The organism is Mesorhizobium sp. WSM4310, assembly GCF_007003935.1.
Lineage (GTDB): Bacteria > Pseudomonadota > Alphaproteobacteria > Rhizobiales > Rhizobiaceae > Mesorhizobium.
In genome coordinates, this window is sequence record NZ_VFTA01000006.1 from 80,333 (window position 1) to 99,358 (window position 19,026).

Here is a 19,026-nt window from a genome sequence, read left to right on the forward strand (position 1 = left end):
GCGGGCAAGCCGGCGCGTTTGGCCAAACACCGGCCCTTTCAGGCAGCGCGCAGCGGCTTCAGCGCTTCGCTCCAGCGCGACAGCTCGTCCAGCATGGTCCTGGCGCCGCCGGTCACCTGTTCGCTGGCGCTGAAGGCGCCGTTCTCGTCGAGCAGCTTCTGATACATCGGCAGCGCGACGCCTTCCGGGATCGGCATGATCCCCACCGACGTCAAAAGCGGCTTCAGCGCCTGCGCAGCGCGCAGGCCGCCGGACACGCCGCCATAGCTGAAAATGGCGGCCGGCTTGTACTTCCATTCGCGCAGCAGGTAGTCGATCGCGTTGACGATCGCGGGCGCTGCGAAATAATTATACTCCGGCGCCACGAACACGAAGGCGTCCGCGGCGTCGATCGCCTTCGACCAGGCCTTGGTGTGGTCGTTCTGATAATTGCCAAGCCTTGGATGGTGCGGCTCGTCCAGCACCGGCAGGTGGAACGCGGCGATGTCGGTCAGCACCGGCTCGAATTTCCCGTGCTGGCGCGCGAATGTCTCCAGCCACTCGGCAAAAATCGGGCCGGCGCGGCCGGGCCGCGTGCTGCCGATGATGATGCTCAACTGGTGCTTCAAGGCGGGCTCCTTTGTCAGGCGGTATCTGTTGGTGACTGTCACTACGGCAGAGCGTGCCGGCGGACAAGGCGGGATGCCGGAGCGGGCGGTCACGATCGGATGAACGGAGCGTTTGCCGGGCGCCGCGAATTGCCTGCCGTCCGGTCACATGGACGTCGGGATCGCCAACCACTACATTGATGTGAGCAGCGGAGCACTTCATGGACATTCAGCCCGCCCCCTTCGTTCCTCCTGCGCCGAAGCCGCGCACCTCGCCGCCTTCGACGCTGGAGATGATCCGCATCGTCTATCGCAATCCGCTCGAACTCTGGGGCGAGCCGACCTACAACGAGCCGTGGATTTCCGCCAATGGCGTCGGTGGCCATCTGATCGTCGCCAACGATCCCGGCCTCATCCGCCATGTGCTGGTCGACAACGCCAAGAACTACAAGATGGCGACGGTGCGCCAGAAGATCCTGCGGCCAATCCTGCGCGATGGCCTGCTGACCGCCGAGGGCGAAGTGTGGAAACGGTCGCGCAAGGCGATGGCGCCGGTGTTCACGCCGCGCCATATCTTCGGCTTTGCCCAGCCCATGCTGAAACGCACCAAGGAGTTCGTCACCCGCTACGAGGCGGGCGGCACATCCGACATCGCCCACGACATGACATTGCTCACCTATGATATCCTGGCCGAGACGCTGTTTTCCGGCGAGATCGCGGGCGAGCCGGGCAGTTTCGCCAACGAGATCGACCGGCTGTTCGAGACCATGGGCCGTGTCGATCCGCTCGATCTGTTGCGCGCCCCCGACTGGCTGCCGCGTCTGACCCGCATTCGCGGCCGCAAGACCATGGCCTATTTCCGCAAGATCGTGACCGATACGGTCAAGATGCGCGAGGAGAAATTCAGGCGCGATCCCGACGCGGTGCCGCAGGATTTCCTGACGCTGTTGCTCAAGGCCGAAGGTCCCGACGGGCTGACGCGCTCGGAGGTCGAGGACAACATCATCACCTTCATCGGCGCCGGTCATGAGACCACCGCGCGGGCGTTGGGCTGGACGCTTTACTGCCTCGCCGAATCGCCATGGGAACGCAACCGGGTCGAGCAGGAGATCGATGAGGTGCTGGCGCGCGAACCCGATCCGACGAAGTGGCTCGACGCCATGCCGTTGACCCGCGCCGCCTTCGACGAGGCGCTCCGGCTCTATCCGCCGGCGCCCTCGATCAACCGCGAGCCGATCGAGCCGGAGATGTGGAAGGATCTTTATATCCCCAAGCACGCGGCCGTGCTGGTCATGCCCTGGGTCGTCCACCGCCACAGGAAGCTGTGGGACAGGCCCGATGCCTTCCTGCCCGAGCGCTTCCACCCGGGCAACCGTGAAAAGATCGATCGCTTCCAGTATCTGCCCTTCGGTGCGGGGCCGCGCGTCTGCATCGGTGCCAGCTTCGCCATGCAGGAGGCGATCATCGCGCTCGCCATCCTCTTGTCGCGCTTCCGCTTCGACACCACTGCCGAGACCAGGCCTTGGCCGGTGCAGAAGCTGACGACCCAACCGCAAGGTGGGCTACCTATGCAGGTCACGCCGCGCTAGGCGTGCCTTTCAGGCGGTTGCGGTGAATCAAGCCGCGGGCTTGCGCTGCTGGAACTGGCCGGCGGCGCGGAAGCGCCAGAGGTAGCTGGGCAGGATCGTCCCGATCGATTGCGGCTGGATGCCGAGCCCGGCGAGTGTCCTGTTGGCCTTGGCGGCGGCTTCCGAGACGATGTTGTGCTCGCGCAGCTGCATCACCTGGTCCTTGGTCAGCATCGGATTGGGCAACAGGCCGAGGATCGAGGCCTGGATGTTGGCCACCCACCACGGCACCGGCACCAGCAGGCGCTTGCGCTCGATCACGGTCAGCAGCTCTTCCATGCACTCCTTGAAGGTGAGCACGTTGGGGCCGCCGAGTTCGTAGATCTGGCCGCGATTGATCTTGCCGTCGACCGAGCGCGCCACCGCTTCGGCGACGTCGCCGACATAGACCGGCTGGAACTTGGTCTGGCCGCCGCCGATCAGTGGCAGCACCGGCGAATAGCGCGCCATGCTGGCAAAGCGGTTAAAGAAGCTGTCTTCCGGTCCGAAATTGATCGACGGCCGGAAGATCACGGCGTCGTTGATCGTCTCGAGCACGGCCTTCTCGCCAAGTGCCTTGGTGCGCGCGTAATCCGATTCGGAGTCCGCATCTGCGCCAAGCGCTGAAATATGGGTCAGCCCGGCACCGACCGAACGCGCCGCCTCGGCGACCGCGCGGGAGCCGAATTCGTGCACAGCGGGGAATTTCTGCCGGCCGGTCTCATGCAGGATGGCGACGAGATTGACGACATGGTCGGCTCCTTGCACGGCGCGGTCGACTGACCAGCGCACGCGCACATTGGCCTGCACCGGCTGGATCTGACCGACATTGCCGAGCGGCTGCAAATGGCCGGCAAGATCGGGCCGCCGGCAGGCAACCCGGATTCGATAGCCGCGCTTGGCCAGCGCGCGCACGACATGGCGGCCGACAAAGCCAGACCCGCCAAAGACGACGACGAGCTTTGGGGTCTGCAGGATTTCGGTCATGGCTGGCTCCGGCGCACTTTCCAGATGGCTTGGCTGAAGCCGTTTCATAGTCGGTTTTGCGCCAAAGGCAAAGGGTGACGCGTCGTCGCGTCACCCCTCTTGAAAGCTCGTCAGAGTGCCTTGCCGATGCGGGCCTCGACCGAGTGGCGTTTGCCGCCGCGAATGGCGAGGAACAACAGGATCGCGGCCTACAAAGGGGACTTTTCGGCACCCGACAACCGTGGCCCATGATCACCAGTGGAACCAGGCGGTCACCAGCAGCACGAAACGCAGAAAACCCCGCCGAAGCGGGGTTTTCCGGATGACATCCATGCGAAGCCAGGGGCCGACGGAGCGGCCTGACCTGAGACGGTATCAGGAGGGCGTGAAGCAAGTACGCCCACCCCAGCCCTGAACATCCGACATAGTGCCACCGACCTTCTTGCAGGCCGCGATGAAATCGGCGCTGCAATTGGCAAATTTGGCGTGGCCGTTCTTGCAATAATGGTCCTCGGTGGCGCCACCGCTCGGGGCGGTGATGACGCCGGGGGTGGACGGCTTGGCCGGAGCAGCCTTCAACGTGGCCGCCTGGGTTGCGCCCATGAACGAACCGAGAAGAAGGACGGCGGTGAGCATCGTGATCTTGGTGTTGGTCATGACAATTTTCCTTTGATGTCGGTTGAGGTTCCGAGGTGCGAAGGACTTCCCTCCGCATGAAGCAGGCTTTTGCTTTCGTTTGCTGTTTCCCTCGGTGTGGATCGGGCAAGCTCGCCTTGCCCTGGACAAAGCTGGGTGGTCGCAACGGGCAAAAAGGTTCAGCGGCGCGCAAAAAAAATCGCACCGCCGCGCGCCCCGCGCCGACAGCCTTCAGGTAACTGTCTGAAATGATGGATTATTCAGGCCGAATAGCGCTCGGCGAATTCGGAAATCCGCTGCACCACCGCCTTGGGCGCGGTGATGCCGCGCGCCTGCGCCTTCTCGGCGGTTTCAGCCCGGGCGCGGCCCGGAACATGCACGCCGAAGCGGCGGCGCAGGCGGTCGAGCTGGTCCTTCATGCGCTGTTCGAAATCCGGATCGAGCAGCTTGGGCTCGACGGCCAGCACGAACAGGCCGGTTCCGGGGCTATCCGGGCCGCCGGTGAACCACGGCGCGTCGAGCGACCAGTTGGCGCCCGACAGGCCGGCAGCCAGCACTTCGACCATCAGCGCGATGTTGGCGCCGCGCTGGCCGCCAAAGGCAAGCATGGCGCCCTTCATGGCCGCCGCCGGGTCGGTGGTCGGGTTGCCGCTGGCGTCCAGCGCCCAGCCTTCGGGGATTTTCTTGCCGTCTTCGGCCGCCTTGCGGATGTTGACGAAGGCAGTGGCGCTCGACGACTGGTCGATGACCAGCGGCGCGCCGTCGGCGGCGGGCGCGGCAAACGACATCGGGTTGGTGCAATAGACCGGCTTGACCGAGCCCGAGCCGGCAAGAACCGCCGGGCCGTTGGTCGCGGCGAAAGACACCAGCCCCTGCGCAGCCAGCCTGCCGGTAAAGTAGCCGAGCGCGCCGCACGTATAGGCGTTCTTCTGCGAGAAGATGGCGACGCCGAACAGCTTTGCCGCCTTGGCAAGATCGTCGATCGTCCGGTCGAAGCCGGTATGCGCCAGTCCGCCGCGTGCATCGGAGAGATAGACGGCCAGCGCCGGCCTTGTGATCACCGGATCGGCATTGCCGTCGATGCGCCCGGCCTCCAGCGCTTCGAGATAATCGATGAAATGCGACAGGCCGACGGTCGAAAGCCCTTCCGCCTCGGCGGCGATGATCGAGGCGGTGAGCGACTGCGCCGCCTCCTCATTGGCGCCGGCGCCGAGTGCCGCCATCCGGCACAGTCCTCTTGCCTGGTCGAGACTGAGTTGCATAGTAGCTGCCTCTAAGGGAGTAGTGGGTAGGGAGTAGTGAATAGGGCATGAAGCGAGCCGCTTCTACTCACTATTCGCTACTCGCTCCTCACTAACCGACCTTGACCGGAATCCGCGCCTCGATCCGGCTGAGGGCAAGGACCAGAATGCCGGTGATCGCCATATAGATCAACGCCAGCAGCAGCAAGGGTTCATAAGTAAGGTAGGTGTCCTGCCGCACCTTGCCGGCGACGGCGAAGATATCGATCACGCTGATTGTCGCCACCAGCGGCGTCGACTTCAACTGCAGCACGGTCTCGCCGGTCAGCGTCGGCAGCGCCCGGTAGAAGGCCTGCGGCAGCCAGATGCGCCGGAGGATCTTCCAGCGGCTCATGCCGAAGGCGCGGGCGGCTTCCAGCTGCCCCTTGGGCACGCCGGCAAAGGCGCCGCGCATCACTTCGCCCTCGTAACCGGCGAAGGACAGCGTGAGAGCCAGAACGCCGTACGGCCATGCCTGCCTCAGATAGGGCCACATCCAGGAGTCGCGGATCCATGGATATTGCGGGAACAGCGAGCCCAGCCCGTAATAGAGCAGCCACAGCTGCAGAAGCAGCGGCGTGCCGCGGATGATGGTGCAGAAGACTTTCGCCGGCGCCGCGACCCAGATTGGGCCGGCGGCCTGTGCCAGCCCGACCGGCACTGCGATCAGGAAGCCGAGCGCGCAGGTGACGGCCAGGATCCACAGGGCCCGCCAGATGCCCATCAGGCCCATTTCCCAATATTGCGGCAGCCAGTTCCAGCGCATGAAATAGGCGGCCGACAGCACCAGCCCCAGCGCGATCAGGATGAGGACGATGCGATGCGGCTGCAGCCAGAGCGAGGCGCGCGCCGCCGTGTTGATGATGGCCGCTTCGCCCGCCATCAGCGTGCCTCCTTGACCGAAGGCATGCCCCGCCGCGCCCATTTCTCGGCGCGGCCAAGCAGGAAGTTCGAAAACAGCGTCACCGCGAGATAGAGAACGCCGGCGGCGAGATAGAATATCAGATAAGCCTTGGTGACGCCTGCCGCCTGCCGTGTCGCCAGCGTCAACTCGAAGAAGCCGACGACGGCCAGCAGCGCGGTGTCCTTCGTCGCGATCAGCCACAGATTGGCGAGACCTGGAATGGCAAAGGGCAGCATCGCCGGCAGCGTGATGCGCCGCAAGAGAAGGCCGGGAGACATGCCGAAGGCGCGGGCGGCTTCGATCTGGCCTTGCGGGATGGCCAGGATCGCGCCGCGCATGACCTCCGTCGAATAGGCGCCCTGGCAGAAGCCGAGCACGGCTATGCCTGCCACCAGCCCGCTAATATCGACACGCTGGTAACCGATAGCGGTCAGCACCTGGTTAATCAGGTCGGTGCCGGCATAGTAGAGCAGCAGGATCAGCACCAGTTCCGGCACGGCGCGCACCACGGTGGTGTAGACCGCGAGCAGGTCGCGCACGACAGGTCCGCCATAGAGTTTGCCATAGGCGCCACAGATACCGATGAGCAGGCCGACGATCGTGGCGCCGACGGCAATCTCGAGCGAATGCAACAGCCCGAGCATGAGTGTGCCGCCCCAGCCGATGGGCGCGGGCGAGAGAAGTTCGATGATACCGGCCGCCGAGGCCGGAAGAAACGCGTCGATCAGCTTTGCCCCCGGATTGCTGGCTCTTTCCGCCGACGCCAGCGGCCGGCGGCAGGCATGCGTGGGAAGGATAGGCGGGAGGGCACGACTATGGCGTCATGCCCTCCGGCTCATGCGCGGGGCGTCAGTTCGACTGCGTCGAGCCGCCGTAAATGTCGAAATCGAAATATTTCTTCGAGATCTCGTCATACTTGCCGTTGGAGCGGATCGCCTTGATGCCGGCGTTGATCTTTTCCTTCAGGTCGGTGTCTTCCTTGCGCACGCCGGCGCCGACGCCCGGCCCGAGCACCTCGTCGTCCGGAGCCACCATGCCCTTGAGGTCGCAGCAGGCTTTGCCCTGGTCGGACTTCAGGAATTCGCCAAGCGCGATGGAATCGGCCTGCACCGCATCGAGGCGGCCGGCGGCGAGATCCTGGTTGGCTTCGTCCTGGGTCTGGTATTCCTTGATTTCAGAGGCGGTCGCGCCGAAATGCTTCTTGGCGTAGACGGCGTGGACGGTCGACACCTGGACGCCGACCACCTTGCCCTTCAGGTCGTCAGGCGTGGCGCCGAACTTCTGGTCCTTCGGTCCGATGATCGCCGTCGGCGTGTTGTAGTACTTGTCCGAGAAGTCGATCGTCTTCTTGCGCTCGTCGGTGATCGACATCGAGGAGACGATGAGGTCGATCTTCTTGGTGGTCAGCGCCGGGATGATGCCGTCCCAGGCGACAGGCGTGATGACGCAGTCGAGTTTCTCCTCGGCGCACACGGCATCGATGAAGTCGATCTCCCAGCCGACCCATTTGCCCGAAGCATCCGGTGAGGTGAAGGGCGGATAGGGCTCGGCGGCGACGCCGATCTTGACCGGATCGGCCTTGGCCACACCCATGGCGGCGACGCCGAGCAGCAGCGCCGCGGCGAATGTCTTCAGAACAGTCTTCATTTCAAACTCCCAGTTTGTTGTTGGTTCCCGGTTTTCGTCCGTCCCGGCCTGTCCCTAGCCGATGTTGCGGATGAACTGCTTGAGCCTTTCGGATTTCGGCGCGCCGAAGATCTGCTCCGGCGGCCCTTCTTCCTCGACCAGCCCGTTGTAGAGATAGACGACATGGGTCGCGACCTCGCGGGCGAATTTCATCTCATGGGTGACCAGCACCATGGTGCGGCCTTCGCGCGCCAGATCGCCGATAACCTTCAGCACCTCGCCGACCAGTTCGGGGTCGAGCGCCGAGGTCGGCTCGTCGAACAGCATGACGCGCGGATTGATGGCGAGCGCGCGGGCGATCGCGGCGCGCTGCTGCTGCCCGCCAGAAAGATAGGCCGGATAGACGTCGCGCTTTTCGGCAAGTCCGACGCGCGCCAGCAGTTTTTCGGCCTGGGCGATCGCCTCGTCGCGCTTGAGGCCGAGCACGTGCACGGGAACCTCGATGACGTTTTCGATCAGCGTCATGTGGCTCCACAGGTTGAAGTTCTGGAACACCATGCCGAGCTTGGAGCGGATGCGCTCAATCTGCTTGCGGTCGGCCGGAACGGTGTGGCCATGGCTGTCCGCCTTGAGCTTGATCTCCTCGCCATTGACGCGGATGATGCCGCTGGTCGGATTTTCCAGGCAGTTGATGCAGCGCAGCAGCGTCGATTTGCCCGAACCCGAGCCGCCGATGATGGCGATCACCTCGCCGTCGCGCGCCGAGAGCGACACGCCCTTCAGCACATGCAACTGGCCGAATTTCTTGTGCAGGTTTTCGACATGGATGGCTTCGGCGGCGCCACTCTGCGCCTTGCCGGATGAGACTGCGGCAGCTTCCACAGCGCTCACCGGCTGACCTCTGCATCGTCGTCGGCAGTTCGTCGAACGTCTATCCGGCTAATCAACATATACGCTGTACTGCCCCGCTCCAGACTTCAGCATGGACCCAACGGCGCGAGCCCGTCAATCCCGCTCATTACGGCACTTGCGAGCTTGTTGTGCAAGTGTATAAATAGCCCTCCATGAAATTTTCTCGGTTTTTTTCAGCAAAAAAAGGGCTTCGATGAGCGCTTTCGGATCACAATCCATGGCAGCGCCGCTGCGACGCGTGCTGATGCGGTCGGCGGCCAACGCAATGCGCGACGCCGACAGGGCTGCCTGGCACTATGGCCCAGGATTCAATCCGGCGAAAGCAGCATCGCAGCACGCGGCGCTTGCCGAACTGGTGGCGGCCTCGGGCGCCGAAATCGAATGGATCGAGGACCAGGCCGATGGACTTTCGGACTCGGTGTTCACGCACGACCCATCGCTGATGACCGACCGCGGCGCACTGATTCTGTCCATGGGCAAGCCGTTGCGCGCCCGGGAGCCCTCGCTGCACGAGGAGACCTACAGAAGGCTGGGCATTCCGATCCTTGGCCGCGTCGAGGCCCCAGGCCAGGTCGAAGGCGGTGACTGTGTCTGGCTCGATGCGCGCACGCTGGTGATTGGACGCGGTGTCCGTTCCAACCAGGAAGGCATCCAGCAGATCTCCAACCTGCTGACGCCGCTGGGCGTTTCCGTCTACGGCTTTGACCTTCCGTTGTGGCAGGGCGAAGAGGCCTGCCTGCATCTGATGTCTGTGATCAGCCCGCTGGCCGACGACCTCGCTTTGGTCTATTCACCGCTTTTGCCGGCCCCTTTCTATCAGATGCTGAAGGCGCGCGGCATCCGTCTGGTCGAAGGCGATGCAGAAGAGTTCGCGGCTTCCAACGGCCTCAGCCTGAACGTGCTGCCGACCAACCCGCTCAAGGTCATTGCCGTCGCGGGCTTTCCAAAGACCAAAGCCGCGATGGAAGCCGCCGGCTGCACGGTCGAGATCTTCGAGGCGGATGCGCTCTGCATCGCCTGCGAAGGCGGGCCGACATGCCTGACGCGGCCAATCCTGCGCCAATGAATACGCCATCCCGCCGCAGGTTCCGTCGCGAGGGCGAGGAGCGGCGGCGGCAGGATCTGATCGAGGCAACTCTGGACAGCGTGGCGGAACATGGCCTGCAGGGCGCCACCTTGCGCACCATCGCATTGCGCGCCGGCGTCACCGCCGGCCTGATCCGGCACTATTTCCCCGGCAAGGAAGAACTGCTGCAGGAAGCCTATGCCGCCCTCATGGGCCGCATGACCGAGCAGGCGAAAGCGGCGTTGGTCATGGAAGATGCCTCGCCGCGCCAGCGCCTTGCCGCTTTCGTCACCGCCAACCTCAACGTGCCGATCATCGACGCGCGGGTGTTTTCACTCTGGGCAACCTTCATCGGCCGCGCCGGTGCGGATCCAAGCCTGGCTCGCGCCCACCGCGAAGGCTACCTCGGCTTTCGCAACGAGGTGGAAGCCGTTGTGGCCGAGGTTCTTGCCGCCGAACGGCGCGAACTGGATGCAAGCCAGTTGCGCCACCATGCCATCGCGATCAATGCCATCATCGACGGGCTCTGGATCGAAGGCTGCCTGGCCGGCGACATGTTCTCGCCCGGCGAATTGGCGGCGATTGGCATCAAGACTGTAGAGGCCGAACTGGGCCTCGCGCCGGAAAGGGAAGACAATCAATGACAACACTCGGCGAAGCCCTGATCACGCTGCTCGAAGCGCATGGCGTCGATATCGTCTTCGGCATTCCGGGCGTCCACACCGTCGAGCTCTACCGTGGCCTTGCGCGCTCGAAGATCCGCCACGTCACGCCGCGCCATGAACAGGGTGCCGGCTTCATGGCCGACGGCTATGCCCGCGCCAGCGGCAGGCCAGGCGTCGCCTTCGTCATCACCGGGCCGGGGCTGACCAACACCATCACCGCCATGGGCCAGGCGCGCGCCGATTCGGTGCCGATGCTGGTCATATCGGGCGTCAACGCAATGCCGACGCTGGGCAAGGGGCTGGGCTTCCTGCATGAGCTGCCGGACCAGCGCGGCATGATGGAAAAGGTGGCGTTGCTGTCGCGGCGCGTCACCGGGGCCAGCGAATTGCCTGACGCGCTGGCACAGGCCTTCGCGCTGTTTTCATCCTCGCGGCCGGGCCCGGTGCACATCGAGATCCCGACCGATGTCATGGTCGAGCCGGCCGACGATATCGCGGCACTGTTGAGCAACGCAGCGCCTCCGGCGCCGGATGGCGCGGCCATTGCCAGAGCTGCCAAACTCATCGCCGCAGCGCGCCGCCCGCTGATCCTGGCCGGTGGCGGCGCCAAGCGAGCCGAGACGGCGCTGCGGCGCCTGGCCGAGACACTGGGCGCGCCGGTCGTCGAGACCACCAACGCGCGTGGCCTGCTGCACCGCCACCCGCTCTGCGTGCCGGCAAGCCCAAGCCTGAAAGCGGTTCGCGCCCTGATGGCCGAGGCCGATCTGGTGATTGCCGCCGGCACCGAATTCGGCCCGACCGACTATGACGGCTATGGCGACGGCGGCTTTGTGCTGCCTTCCAACCTGATTCGCATCGACATCGGCGCCGACCAGCTCGCACGTCGCGCGGTGACGGTCGGCATCCAGGCCGATTGCGCCGAGGCGATCGAAGCCTTGCTTGCCGCGATCGGTTCCGCTCACCCTGCCGCGCCGGACGGCGAGGTGCGCGCCGCCGCCGCACGGAGGGCGGCATCCGCCGAGCTGAGCCCGGCCTATTTGGCGCAGGTGCATGCCGTGGAAATGATCCGCGATGCCTTGCCGGGGGCCATCATCGTTGGCGATTCGACGCAGCCGGTCTACGCCGCCAACCTCTGCTATGATCACGACCGGCCGGGCGGCTGGTTCAACGCCGCCACCGGCTTCGGCGCGCTTGGCTACGGCCCGCCGGCGGCGATCGGCGCCGCACTTGCCGTGCCCGACGCGCCGGTTGTCTGCCTGACCGGCGATGGCGGCTTCCAGTTCACCTTACCCGAACTTGGCGCGGCGCTCGATGCAAAGGCGCCGGTCATATTCGTGGTCTGGAACAACAGGGGCTATCGCGAGATCGAGACCTCGATGCTCGATGTCGGCGTCGAGCCCGTCGGGGTCTCGCCGGCGCCGCCGGATTTCTGCAAGCTGGCCGAAGCCTATGGCATCGGCGCCGAACGACTCGCCAATATCGGCGCCTTGCCGCAGGCCTTGAAGCGCGCCCGGGCAACCGGATTGCCTTGCGTCATCGAAATCACCGTCGATTGAAGGCTTCAGCCCAGCGTTGATTTTCTCGTCTGCATCGGACCATTCGTCGGCTCGCCTGTTGTACCGCAACGGCCGCATGACTGATGCCATTGCCATAATATGCGTTGTGACGCATGCAAAGACGCGACGGCTGCCATGTCGAGATATCAATTGAGTGATCGCCCGAAAGGCGCGACGCTTCGCGTCGGGGCGGCACAACAAGCGACACAATCATAAAAATACGACAGGAGCGGTCCAGGATGACGGAAACACTTCAAGGCAGGCATATCGTTGTGACCGGTGGGACCGGCGCGCTCGGCGGTGCGGTGGTTGGCCGGCTGCTGGAACAGGGCGCTATCTGCCACGTGCCGAACGCGCACGCCGCAGCACCCCAGCAATTTCCTTTCACCGCCCACGACAACGTCAAGCTGGCGCACAATGTCGACCTGTCGGACTCCGCCAAGGTCGAAGCCTTCTATGCCCAGGTTCCTGCCTTGTGGGGATCGATCCATCTCGCCGGCGGCTTCACCATGGCGCCGGTGGAAAAGATCGAATCGGCATCCTTTGCCGAGATGATGGACACCAACGCCCGCACCACCTTCCTGTGCAGCCGCGCGGCGATCCGCTCGATGCTGGCATCGGGCACATCAGGCCGCATCGTCAATGTCTCCGCGCGCGCCGGGCTCGACCCCAGGCGCGGCGCCGGCATGGTCGCCTACACCGCCAGCAAGGCGGCGGTCGCGGCCATGACGGTGGCGATGGCCGAAGAACTCAAGGCCAAGGGCATCCTGGTCAATGCCGTGGCGCCGTCGACGCTCGATACGCCGGCAAACCGCGCCGACATGCCGGATGCCGATTTCAGCAAATGGGTCAGCCTCGAGGCGGCGGCCGAAGCCATCGCCTATCTCGCCTCGCCGGCCAACCAGGCGATGAGTGGAACGCTGGTGCCGCTCTACGGCCGGGCCTGAGCGGCGAGCGTCGAAGTCGGGCACGCGGCATCCGATCCATCGGCATTGCGATAGCTGTAGATCCGCAACGGCGATGAAGCTTTCGTCGGGCACTCCCGCAACCATGCCGGCGGCCGGCCTTCAATCAGGCCCGCCGCGAATGGATAGGCGGCTTCCAGTCCCGGCAATGGCGGGCCTCGCCAGGCGCAAATCGCCACATGCGTTGCCTTGGAGGCATCGAGTATCGCGCGTGGGTCGGCGGTCGCCGGATCCAGAAAACGATAGCTGCGCTCGATGCCCTTGGCCGATGGATGGTTGGGGATCGTCACCACCTTGGGACCTTCGGCAAGGGCGACGAAACGCGAGCCGATCAGCGGTGGAGAAAGAACGATTGCGCCGGACGGCCAACCCTGTTCCGGTTCAAAAGGGCTGGAATAGCAGCCGTCGGCAAGTTCCGCGGCGGGAACCGCCGCGTGTGCCGGTTTTACCGACAAATGGTACAGCACCATTGCTCCGGACAAAACGAGACCGGGCAGGATCAGTGCGTATCCGTGCGATGCCGCCGGCACCGGAGATTTCAGATAGCGACCCAAGCCCGCATTCGGCAGGAGGCTCGCCAGGGCGAAGATGAGGCCGATGCCGGAAAAGATCGGAAGGTAGCGGTAGTAGCGGACATAACCGATCGCAAGCGCCAGCGAGACCAGCGCGAACAGCGCCAATATGACGAGAGGCCGGCTTCGGCCTTCCGGCCTGGCGCAGATCACGGCTGGCGCAAGCGCGCCGATAAACAGCAGCGCCATGCTGAGAAAACCTGTCGACAGGACGACATCGGGGCGCCGAAACAGGCTCAATTCCTGGAGAATTCTGTTGATCATATTGTCGCGGACATAGGCGTCGATCGAAGCATAGGGGCTGGCCAGGCATTGCGGGAACAACACCGCCAGCACCGCAGCGCTGGCCGCCGCGAACACCAGTAGAATTGCCGAGCGCATCGGCCACCCTCCACGCCGGCCGGCAAGCAAAGGCACGACGGCGAATGAAAGCCCGGCCGCGACCAGTGCCGTGACATGCGGCGTCGAATAGGTGTCGCATCTGACCGCGGTATAGGCAGAGGGTGGCACGATCGCCGCGAACAGGGCGATTGCGCCGACGGTCAAGGCAAGCCCGAAACCGACGATCCTGCTTTCACCGCCCTCGCGGTCGAAGATCCAGTCGAAGGCATAGACCGCCATCACCAGCGCGTAGAACGGCGCGAATTCGGCGCTGACGGCGATTGCCAGGGCGGTCAGCAGCCCGTTGACGAAGGCCGAAAAGCGGTTCTGCGACATCATCAAAACCAGCGCCGCCAGCAGAAGCAGGATTTGCAGATTGTGATAGTCGATCCGTCCCGGGGCGAATTCGAAAAAGCTGCGCGCGGCAAAGATCAAGGCCAACGGCAATGCCACGGCCGGGTAGGCAAAGCCGATGGCTGTCACCAGCCTATTGTAGAAATAGAGCGCGGGCGCCAGCAGCAGCAGCGGGACGGCAAAGCTTGCCAGCGTCAGAGCCGGCTCGAAGCCGGCAAACGGCGCGAACAGGCGCGCGAAGGCGGCGTAGGGCAGGTCCACGATCCACGGCCAGTGTGAGACATAAGGCTCTGGCTGGACGATACCGGGCAGCGTGCGGTCGAAGATGTTGCCCGTTTCAAGCAAAGTGCGGATTTCGTGCAGCTTGAGGAGATCGTCCGCGTCATTGTTGAGCTGGAAGCCCAGGCACCACAGAGCGGTCATCAGGATCGCCATTGCGCAAAAGCAGAACAGGACAGGCATGCTGGTGTAAAGGCGCAGCAAACCCGAAGGCTGCGCAGCGGCACGAATGGCGCCAGTGCTCATGGAAGTGTTCCGTTGGACCACCGGCAAATACGCGATGAAGTTTATGTTCCCGTAAAGAAAAGACCCGCCGGATCGCTCCGGCGGGTCTTTTTGTAAGGCCGCACGCGAGGCGTGCTGGCTATGGCTGACGCCTTAGTTGCCCTGCTTCTTCAGCGCGGCACCCAGGATGTCGCCCAGCGAAGCGCCGGAGTCGGTCGAGCCGTACTGGGCGACCGCTTCCTTCTCTTCGGCGATTTCCAGCGCCTTGATCGAGACCTGCAGCTTGCGGGTCTTCTTGTCGAAGGCGATGACGCGGGCATCGACCTTCTGGCCGACGGTGAAGCGCTCGGGGCGCTGCTCGTCGCGGTCACGGCTGAGGTCCGAGCGCTTGATGAAGGTCTCGATGCCGCTGTCGACCAGCCGCACTTCGAGACCGCCATCCTTGACGCCGATGACTTCACAGGTGACCACGGCGTTCTTGCGCAGTTCGCCCGAAGTCGCCGCTTCGCCGACCGTGTCGCGGGCCAGCTGCTTGATGCCGAGCGAGATGCGCTCCTTGTCGATGTCGACGTCGAGCACCTGCGCCTTGACCATGTCGCCGCGATTGTACTCTTCGATGACTTGCTCGCCCGGACGAGTCCAGTCGAGGTCGGAGAGGTGCACCATGCCGTCCACGTCGCCTTCCAGGCCGATGAACAGGCCGAACTCGGTCTTGTTCTTGACCTCGCCCTCGACCTGGCTGCCGACCGGATGGCTGCGTGCGAAGGCTTCCCACGGATTCTCCAGCGTCTGCTTGAGGCCGAGCGAGATGCGGCGCTTGGCCGGATCGACCTCGAGCACCACCACGTCGACTTCCTGGGTCGTCGACAGGATCTTGCCGGGATGCACGTTCTTCTTGGTCCACGACATTTCCGAAACGTGGATGAGGCCCTCGATGCCCGGCTCCAGCTCGACGAACGCGCCGTAGTCGGTGATGTTGGTGACGGTGCCCTTGATCTTCTTGCCGATCGGGAACTTGGTGCCGATCTCGGACCACGGGTCGCTCTCGAGCTGCTTCATGCCGAGCGAGATACGGTGGGTTTCCTGGTTGATGCGGATGATCTGCACCTTGACCGTCTGACCGATGTTGAGGATTTCGGTCGGATGGTTGACGCGGCGCCAGGCCATGTCGGTGACATGCAGCAGGCCGTCGATGCCGCCGAGGTCGACGAACGCACCGTAATCGGTGATGTTCTTGACGACGCCTTCGACAACCTGGCCCTCTTCGAGGTTCTGCACGATTTCAGAACGCTGTTCGGCGCGGCTCTCCTCGAGCACGGTGCGGCGCGACACCACGATGTTGCCGCGGCGACGGTCCATCTTGAGGATCTCGAATGGCTGCGGGTTGTGCATCAGCGGGGAGACGTCGCGGATCGGGCGGATATCGACCTGGCTGCGCGGCAGGAAGGCCACGGCGCCGTCGAGGTCGACGGTGAAGCCGCCCTTGACCTGGTTGAAGATGACGCCTTCGACGCGCTCACCCTTGGTGAACTTCTCTTCGAGACGGACCCAACTCTCTTCACGGCGGGCCTTTTCACGCGAAAGCATCGCTTCGCCAAGCGCGTTCTCGATGCGCTCGACATAGACTTCGACGGTGTCACCGACCTTGAGGGTGGAGTCCTTGCCCTTGACGCCGAATTCCTTCAGCGGCACGCGGCCTTCGACCTTGAGGCCGACGTCGATGATGGCCATGTCCTTTTCGATGGCGGTGATCGTGCCCTTGACGACCTGACCTTCGCCGGAGTGGCCGGTGGTGAATGATTCTTCGAGCAGGCTCGCGAAATCATCGCGAGTGGGATTTGCAGCTGACATTGTTTCTCCTGGAGTGCCCCGCATCTTTGAGCGGGACGGGGCGCCGTGGGTTAGCGTTGCGTTGGCCTGCCGGCGTTCCGGGCTTTAAAAAGCCCTGGGCCGCATTTTAAGCGGCAATTCCGGCGCATGAAGAATGCTGGCAGGCTGGTTCGTGCCCGATATGAGTATCTTCTGCGCTTCCGGCAACGGAAACGCGGGAGAAACCCGGATCAGGCCTTGTTTCTCCTGGCCAGCGCGTCGTCAACGATCGCCATGGCCGCGAGAAACGCGGCTTCTATAGCCATTTCGCTGGTATCAAGCAAGTGCGCGTCGGCGGCAGGCTTCAAGGGCGAGTCGGCACGGCCCATGTCGCGCTCGTCGCGGCGCACGATGTCGGCGAGGATTTCGGCGAAATTGGCGGTGCCGCCGATGCTTTCGATCTCGGCCAGCCGGCGCTTCGCGCGCACCTCGGCGCTTGCCGTCACATAGAGTTTGATGTCGGCGTCGGGGCATACGACAGTGCCGATGTCGCGCCCGTCCAGCACCGCGCCCGGCGGCGTCCTGGCGAAATCCCGCTGCTTCTCGACCAGAATGCGCCGCACGGTCGGATACACCGCAACTTTCGAGGCGGCCTCGCCGATGGCATGTGCCGACAGCACCGTGCGGTCGAGCGTTGCCAGGTCGACCTGGCGGGCCGCGGTTTCCGCCGCCGAGACATTGTCGAGCGGCAATGCGTGCTGGATGAGCGCGTAGGCAACGGCACGATAGGTGAGGCCGGTGTCGAGCAGGTTCAGCCGGTAATGGTCGGCGAGACGGCGGGCGAGGGTGCCTTTTCCGGCGCCGGCGGGACCGTCGATGGCAATGGTGAAGACGTGTGTCATTGCTAGCTCAACGCCTTGTCTGCTTGGCAACAAGCTCTCGCGCCTTCGTCATCCAAGGGCGCAGCGAACGCGTAGCGGAGCGAAGACCCTGGGATCCATGCCGTGATTTCGGCCGAAGAACGCCGCGGACCAGAATTCTGCGCCGCGGCAACGCTTTGACGTAACGGCATGGATCCTTGGGTCTGCGCCGCGTCGCTTCGCTCCTTGCTCCGCCCGAGGATGACGAAGGGAGGAATGCCCGGCTCCAGTCTGGGAGGGTTGCGATTGCCATCAACCGTTACCCGATCTCCGCGCCCAGCCCCGTCATCAGCCCCATGAACTCCGGAAAGCTGGTCGCGATCATCGCCTGGTCGTCGATGGTGACAGGCTTTTCCGTCGCCAGCCCCATCACCAGAAAACTCATGGCGATGCGGTGGTCGAGATGCGTCTTCACGGTCGTATCCAGGCCGTTGGGATGGCCGCCCAGCCCCTTGCCACCCGGCTTGCCGCGAACAGCAAGGGAAGCCTCGCCTTCGGTGCAGTCGACGCCGTTGAGCTTCAGCCCGTTGGCGACGGCCGACAGCCGGTCGGACTCCTTCACCCGCAATTCTTCCAGCCCCTGCATCAGCGTTTCGCCCTCGGCGAAGCTGGCGGCGACGGCCAGCACCGGGTACTCGTCGATCATCGACGGTGCCCGCTCGGGCGGAACGGTGACGCCCATGAGCTCGGAATAACGCACGCGCAGATCGGCGACATCCTCGCCGCCGGCATTGCGCGGGTTCAAGATGTCGATCTTGCCGCCCATTTCCTGCAGCGTCAGCAGCAAGCCGGTGCGGGTCGGGTTCATCAGCACGTTTTCGATCACGATGTCCGAACCCGGCACGATCAGCGCGGCGACGAGCGGGAAGCCGGCAGAGGACGGGTCGCCGGGCACGGCGATCGTCTGGCCGGTCAGTCTGCCCTGGCCCTCGATGAAGATGTGGCGCACGCCGCGCTCGTCGGTCTCGACCGAAAGATTGGCGCCGAAGCCTTTGAGCATCTTTTCGGTGTGGTCACGCGTCATCACCGGCTCGATGACGGTGGTGATGCCGGGCGTGTTGAGGCCGGCAAGCAGCACCGCCGACTTCACCTGTGCCGAGGCCATCGGCACGCGGTAGGTGATCGGGGCGGCGTGCTTGGGGCCATGCAGCGTGATCGGCATGCGGTCGCCGGGCGTCGCCTTCAGCACCTGCACGCCCATCTGGCGCAGCGGCTCCAGCACGCGGCCCATCGGCCGGCCCGACAGCGAGGCGTCGCCGATGAAGGTGGTTTCCATGTCATAGGTGCCGACGAGGCCCATGGTGAGCCGCGAGCCGGTGCCGGCATTGCCGAAGTCGAGCGGGCCTTCCGGCTGCAGCAGCGCACCGTTGCCGGTGCCGCGGATCACCCATTCGGCGCCGCGCTTCTCGATATGCGCGCCCATCGCTTTCATGGCCGCGCCCGTGCGCATCACGTCCTCGCCCTCGAGCAGGCCGGTGATGCGGGTTTCGCCGGAGGCGAGGCCGCCGAACATGAAGGAGCGATGCGAGATCGACTTGTCGCCCGGCACACGCGCGGTGCCGGAAAGGGCTTGAGATTTGCGGGCGGTGGCCGGCTTGGCAGCGGCGGCGTGAGACATGGAATTTCCCTGGACGGAATGCCGGCGGGCCGGCGCTTTTCATTTGTTGCGGCGGTCTCGTATCACGGCGAGGCGAAATGGTCATCCCCATGGTCGTC

17 protein-coding genes and 1 pseudogene are annotated in these 19,026 nt (G+C 64.4%); 5 read left to right on the plus strand and 13 right to left on the minus strand.

Features of this window, described 5'->3' with window-relative positions; genetic code table 11:
* Positions 1–38 precede the first annotated feature (38 nt).
* Entirely contained in the window at positions 39–608 is a 570-nt protein-coding gene (locus FJV80_RS09295) for an NADPH-dependent FMN reductase (protein ID WP_142876191.1), read from the minus strand.
* 200 nt (positions 609–808) lie between these two features.
* Here FJV80_RS09295 and FJV80_RS09300 point away from each other — a divergent pair, with 200 nt between their 5' ends.
* Positions 809–2,176 carry a cytochrome P450 gene (locus FJV80_RS09300; RefSeq protein WP_142876192.1) on the plus strand — a complete coding sequence of 456 codons (1,368 nt, stop codon included), beginning with the start codon at positions 809–811 and terminating at the stop codon, positions 2,174–2,176.
* A gap of 27 nt (positions 2,177–2,203) precedes the next feature.
* Here FJV80_RS09300 and FJV80_RS09305 read toward each other — a convergent pair whose 3' ends face one another.
* The 8 genes and pseudogenes from FJV80_RS09305 to FJV80_RS09340 all read right to left on the minus strand — a co-directional run bounded on the left by FJV80_RS09305 (position 2,204) and on the right by FJV80_RS09340 (position 8,497).
* A complete protein-coding gene (locus FJV80_RS09305; RefSeq protein WP_095771937.1) occupies positions 2,204–3,181 on the minus strand; it encodes a complex I NDUFA9 subunit family protein in 978 nt (325 codons plus the stop codon).
* A gap of 110 nt (positions 3,182–3,291) precedes the next feature.
* Positions 3,292–3,448: pseudogene (locus FJV80_RS34970) on the minus strand (DoxX family protein); the annotation flags it as partial.
* 87 nt (positions 3,449–3,535) lie between these two features.
* Positions 3,536–3,817: a hypothetical protein gene (locus FJV80_RS09315; RefSeq protein WP_095771604.1), complete on the minus strand. Its 282-nt coding sequence runs from the start codon at positions 3,815–3,817 to the stop codon at positions 3,536–3,538.
* A 239-nt stretch (positions 3,818–4,056) separates the two neighbouring features.
* A complete protein-coding gene (locus FJV80_RS09320; protein ID WP_095771605.1) occupies positions 4,057–5,058 on the minus strand; it encodes an Ldh family oxidoreductase in 1,002 nt (333 codons plus the stop codon).
* A gap of 91 nt (positions 5,059–5,149) precedes the next feature.
* On the minus strand, positions 5,150–5,959 hold the full coding sequence (locus FJV80_RS09325; RefSeq protein ID WP_142876193.1) for an ABC transporter permease: 810 nt from the start codon (positions 5,957–5,959) through the stop codon (positions 5,150–5,152).
* Positions 5,959–6,624 carry an ABC transporter permease gene (locus tag FJV80_RS09330; RefSeq protein WP_019862781.1) on the minus strand — a complete coding sequence of 222 codons (666 nt, stop codon included), beginning with the start codon at positions 6,622–6,624 and terminating at the stop codon, positions 5,959–5,961. The genes FJV80_RS09325 and FJV80_RS09330 overlap by 1 nt, the downstream gene beginning before the upstream one ends.
* Before the next feature lie 205 nt (positions 6,625–6,829).
* A complete protein-coding gene (locus tag FJV80_RS09335) occupies positions 6,830–7,627 on the minus strand; it encodes a transporter substrate-binding domain-containing protein (protein ID WP_019862782.1) in 798 nt (265 codons plus the stop codon).
* Positions 7,628–7,681: 54 nt separating this feature from the next.
* Complete coding sequence (locus FJV80_RS09340; RefSeq protein ID WP_142876194.1) at positions 7,682–8,497, minus strand: ABC transporter ATP-binding protein; 816 nt, start codon at positions 8,495–8,497, stop codon at positions 7,682–7,684.
* A gap of 214 nt (positions 8,498–8,711) precedes the next feature.
* Here FJV80_RS09340 and FJV80_RS09345 point away from each other — a divergent pair, with 214 nt between their 5' ends.
* From FJV80_RS09345 to FJV80_RS09360, 4 genes are all read left to right on the plus strand, one after another.
* Positions 8,712–9,584 carry a dimethylarginine dimethylaminohydrolase family protein gene (locus FJV80_RS09345; protein ID WP_095771607.1) on the plus strand — a complete coding sequence of 291 codons (873 nt, stop codon included), beginning with the start codon at positions 8,712–8,714 and terminating at the stop codon, positions 9,582–9,584.
* On the plus strand, positions 9,581–10,228 hold the full coding sequence (locus FJV80_RS09350; protein ID WP_185975168.1) for a TetR family transcriptional regulator C-terminal domain-containing protein: 648 nt from the start codon (positions 9,581–9,583) through the stop codon (positions 10,226–10,228). The genes FJV80_RS09345 and FJV80_RS09350 overlap by 4 nt, the downstream gene beginning before the upstream one ends.
* The gene (locus tag FJV80_RS09355) at positions 10,225–11,805 is read left to right on the plus strand and encodes a 5-guanidino-2-oxopentanoate decarboxylase (RefSeq protein ID WP_142876196.1); all 1,581 of its coding nucleotides are present in this window, start codon (positions 10,225–10,227) and stop codon (positions 11,803–11,805) included. Before FJV80_RS09350 ends, FJV80_RS09355 begins: the two co-directional genes overlap by 4 nt.
* Before the next feature lie 239 nt (positions 11,806–12,044).
* Positions 12,045–12,752 carry an SDR family NAD(P)-dependent oxidoreductase gene (locus FJV80_RS09360; protein ID WP_095771609.1) on the plus strand — a complete coding sequence of 236 codons (708 nt, stop codon included), beginning with the start codon at positions 12,045–12,047 and terminating at the stop codon, positions 12,750–12,752.
* Here the strand turns inward: FJV80_RS09360 and FJV80_RS09365 are convergent.
* The 4 genes from FJV80_RS09365 to aroA form a co-directional block, all read right to left on the minus strand.
* A complete protein-coding gene (locus FJV80_RS09365) occupies positions 12,737–14,602 on the minus strand; it encodes a hypothetical protein (RefSeq protein WP_142876197.1) in 1,866 nt (621 codons plus the stop codon). The genes FJV80_RS09360 and FJV80_RS09365 overlap by 16 nt on opposite strands.
* Before the next feature lie 132 nt (positions 14,603–14,734).
* Entirely contained in the window at positions 14,735–16,432 is a 1,698-nt protein-coding gene (rpsA, locus tag FJV80_RS09370; protein ID WP_142876198.1) for a 30S ribosomal protein S1, read from the minus strand.
* A 209-nt stretch (positions 16,433–16,641) separates the two neighbouring features.
* Positions 16,642–17,292, minus strand: coding sequence for a (d)CMP kinase (gene cmk, locus FJV80_RS09375; RefSeq protein WP_142876199.1), 651 nt, complete (start codon positions 17,290–17,292; stop codon positions 16,642–16,644).
* Between the two features lie 277 nt (positions 17,293–17,569).
* On the minus strand, positions 17,570–18,928 hold the full coding sequence (aroA, locus tag FJV80_RS09380; protein ID WP_142876200.1) for a 3-phosphoshikimate 1-carboxyvinyltransferase: 1,359 nt from the start codon (positions 18,926–18,928) through the stop codon (positions 17,570–17,572).
* Positions 18,929–19,026: the final 98 nt, after the last annotated feature.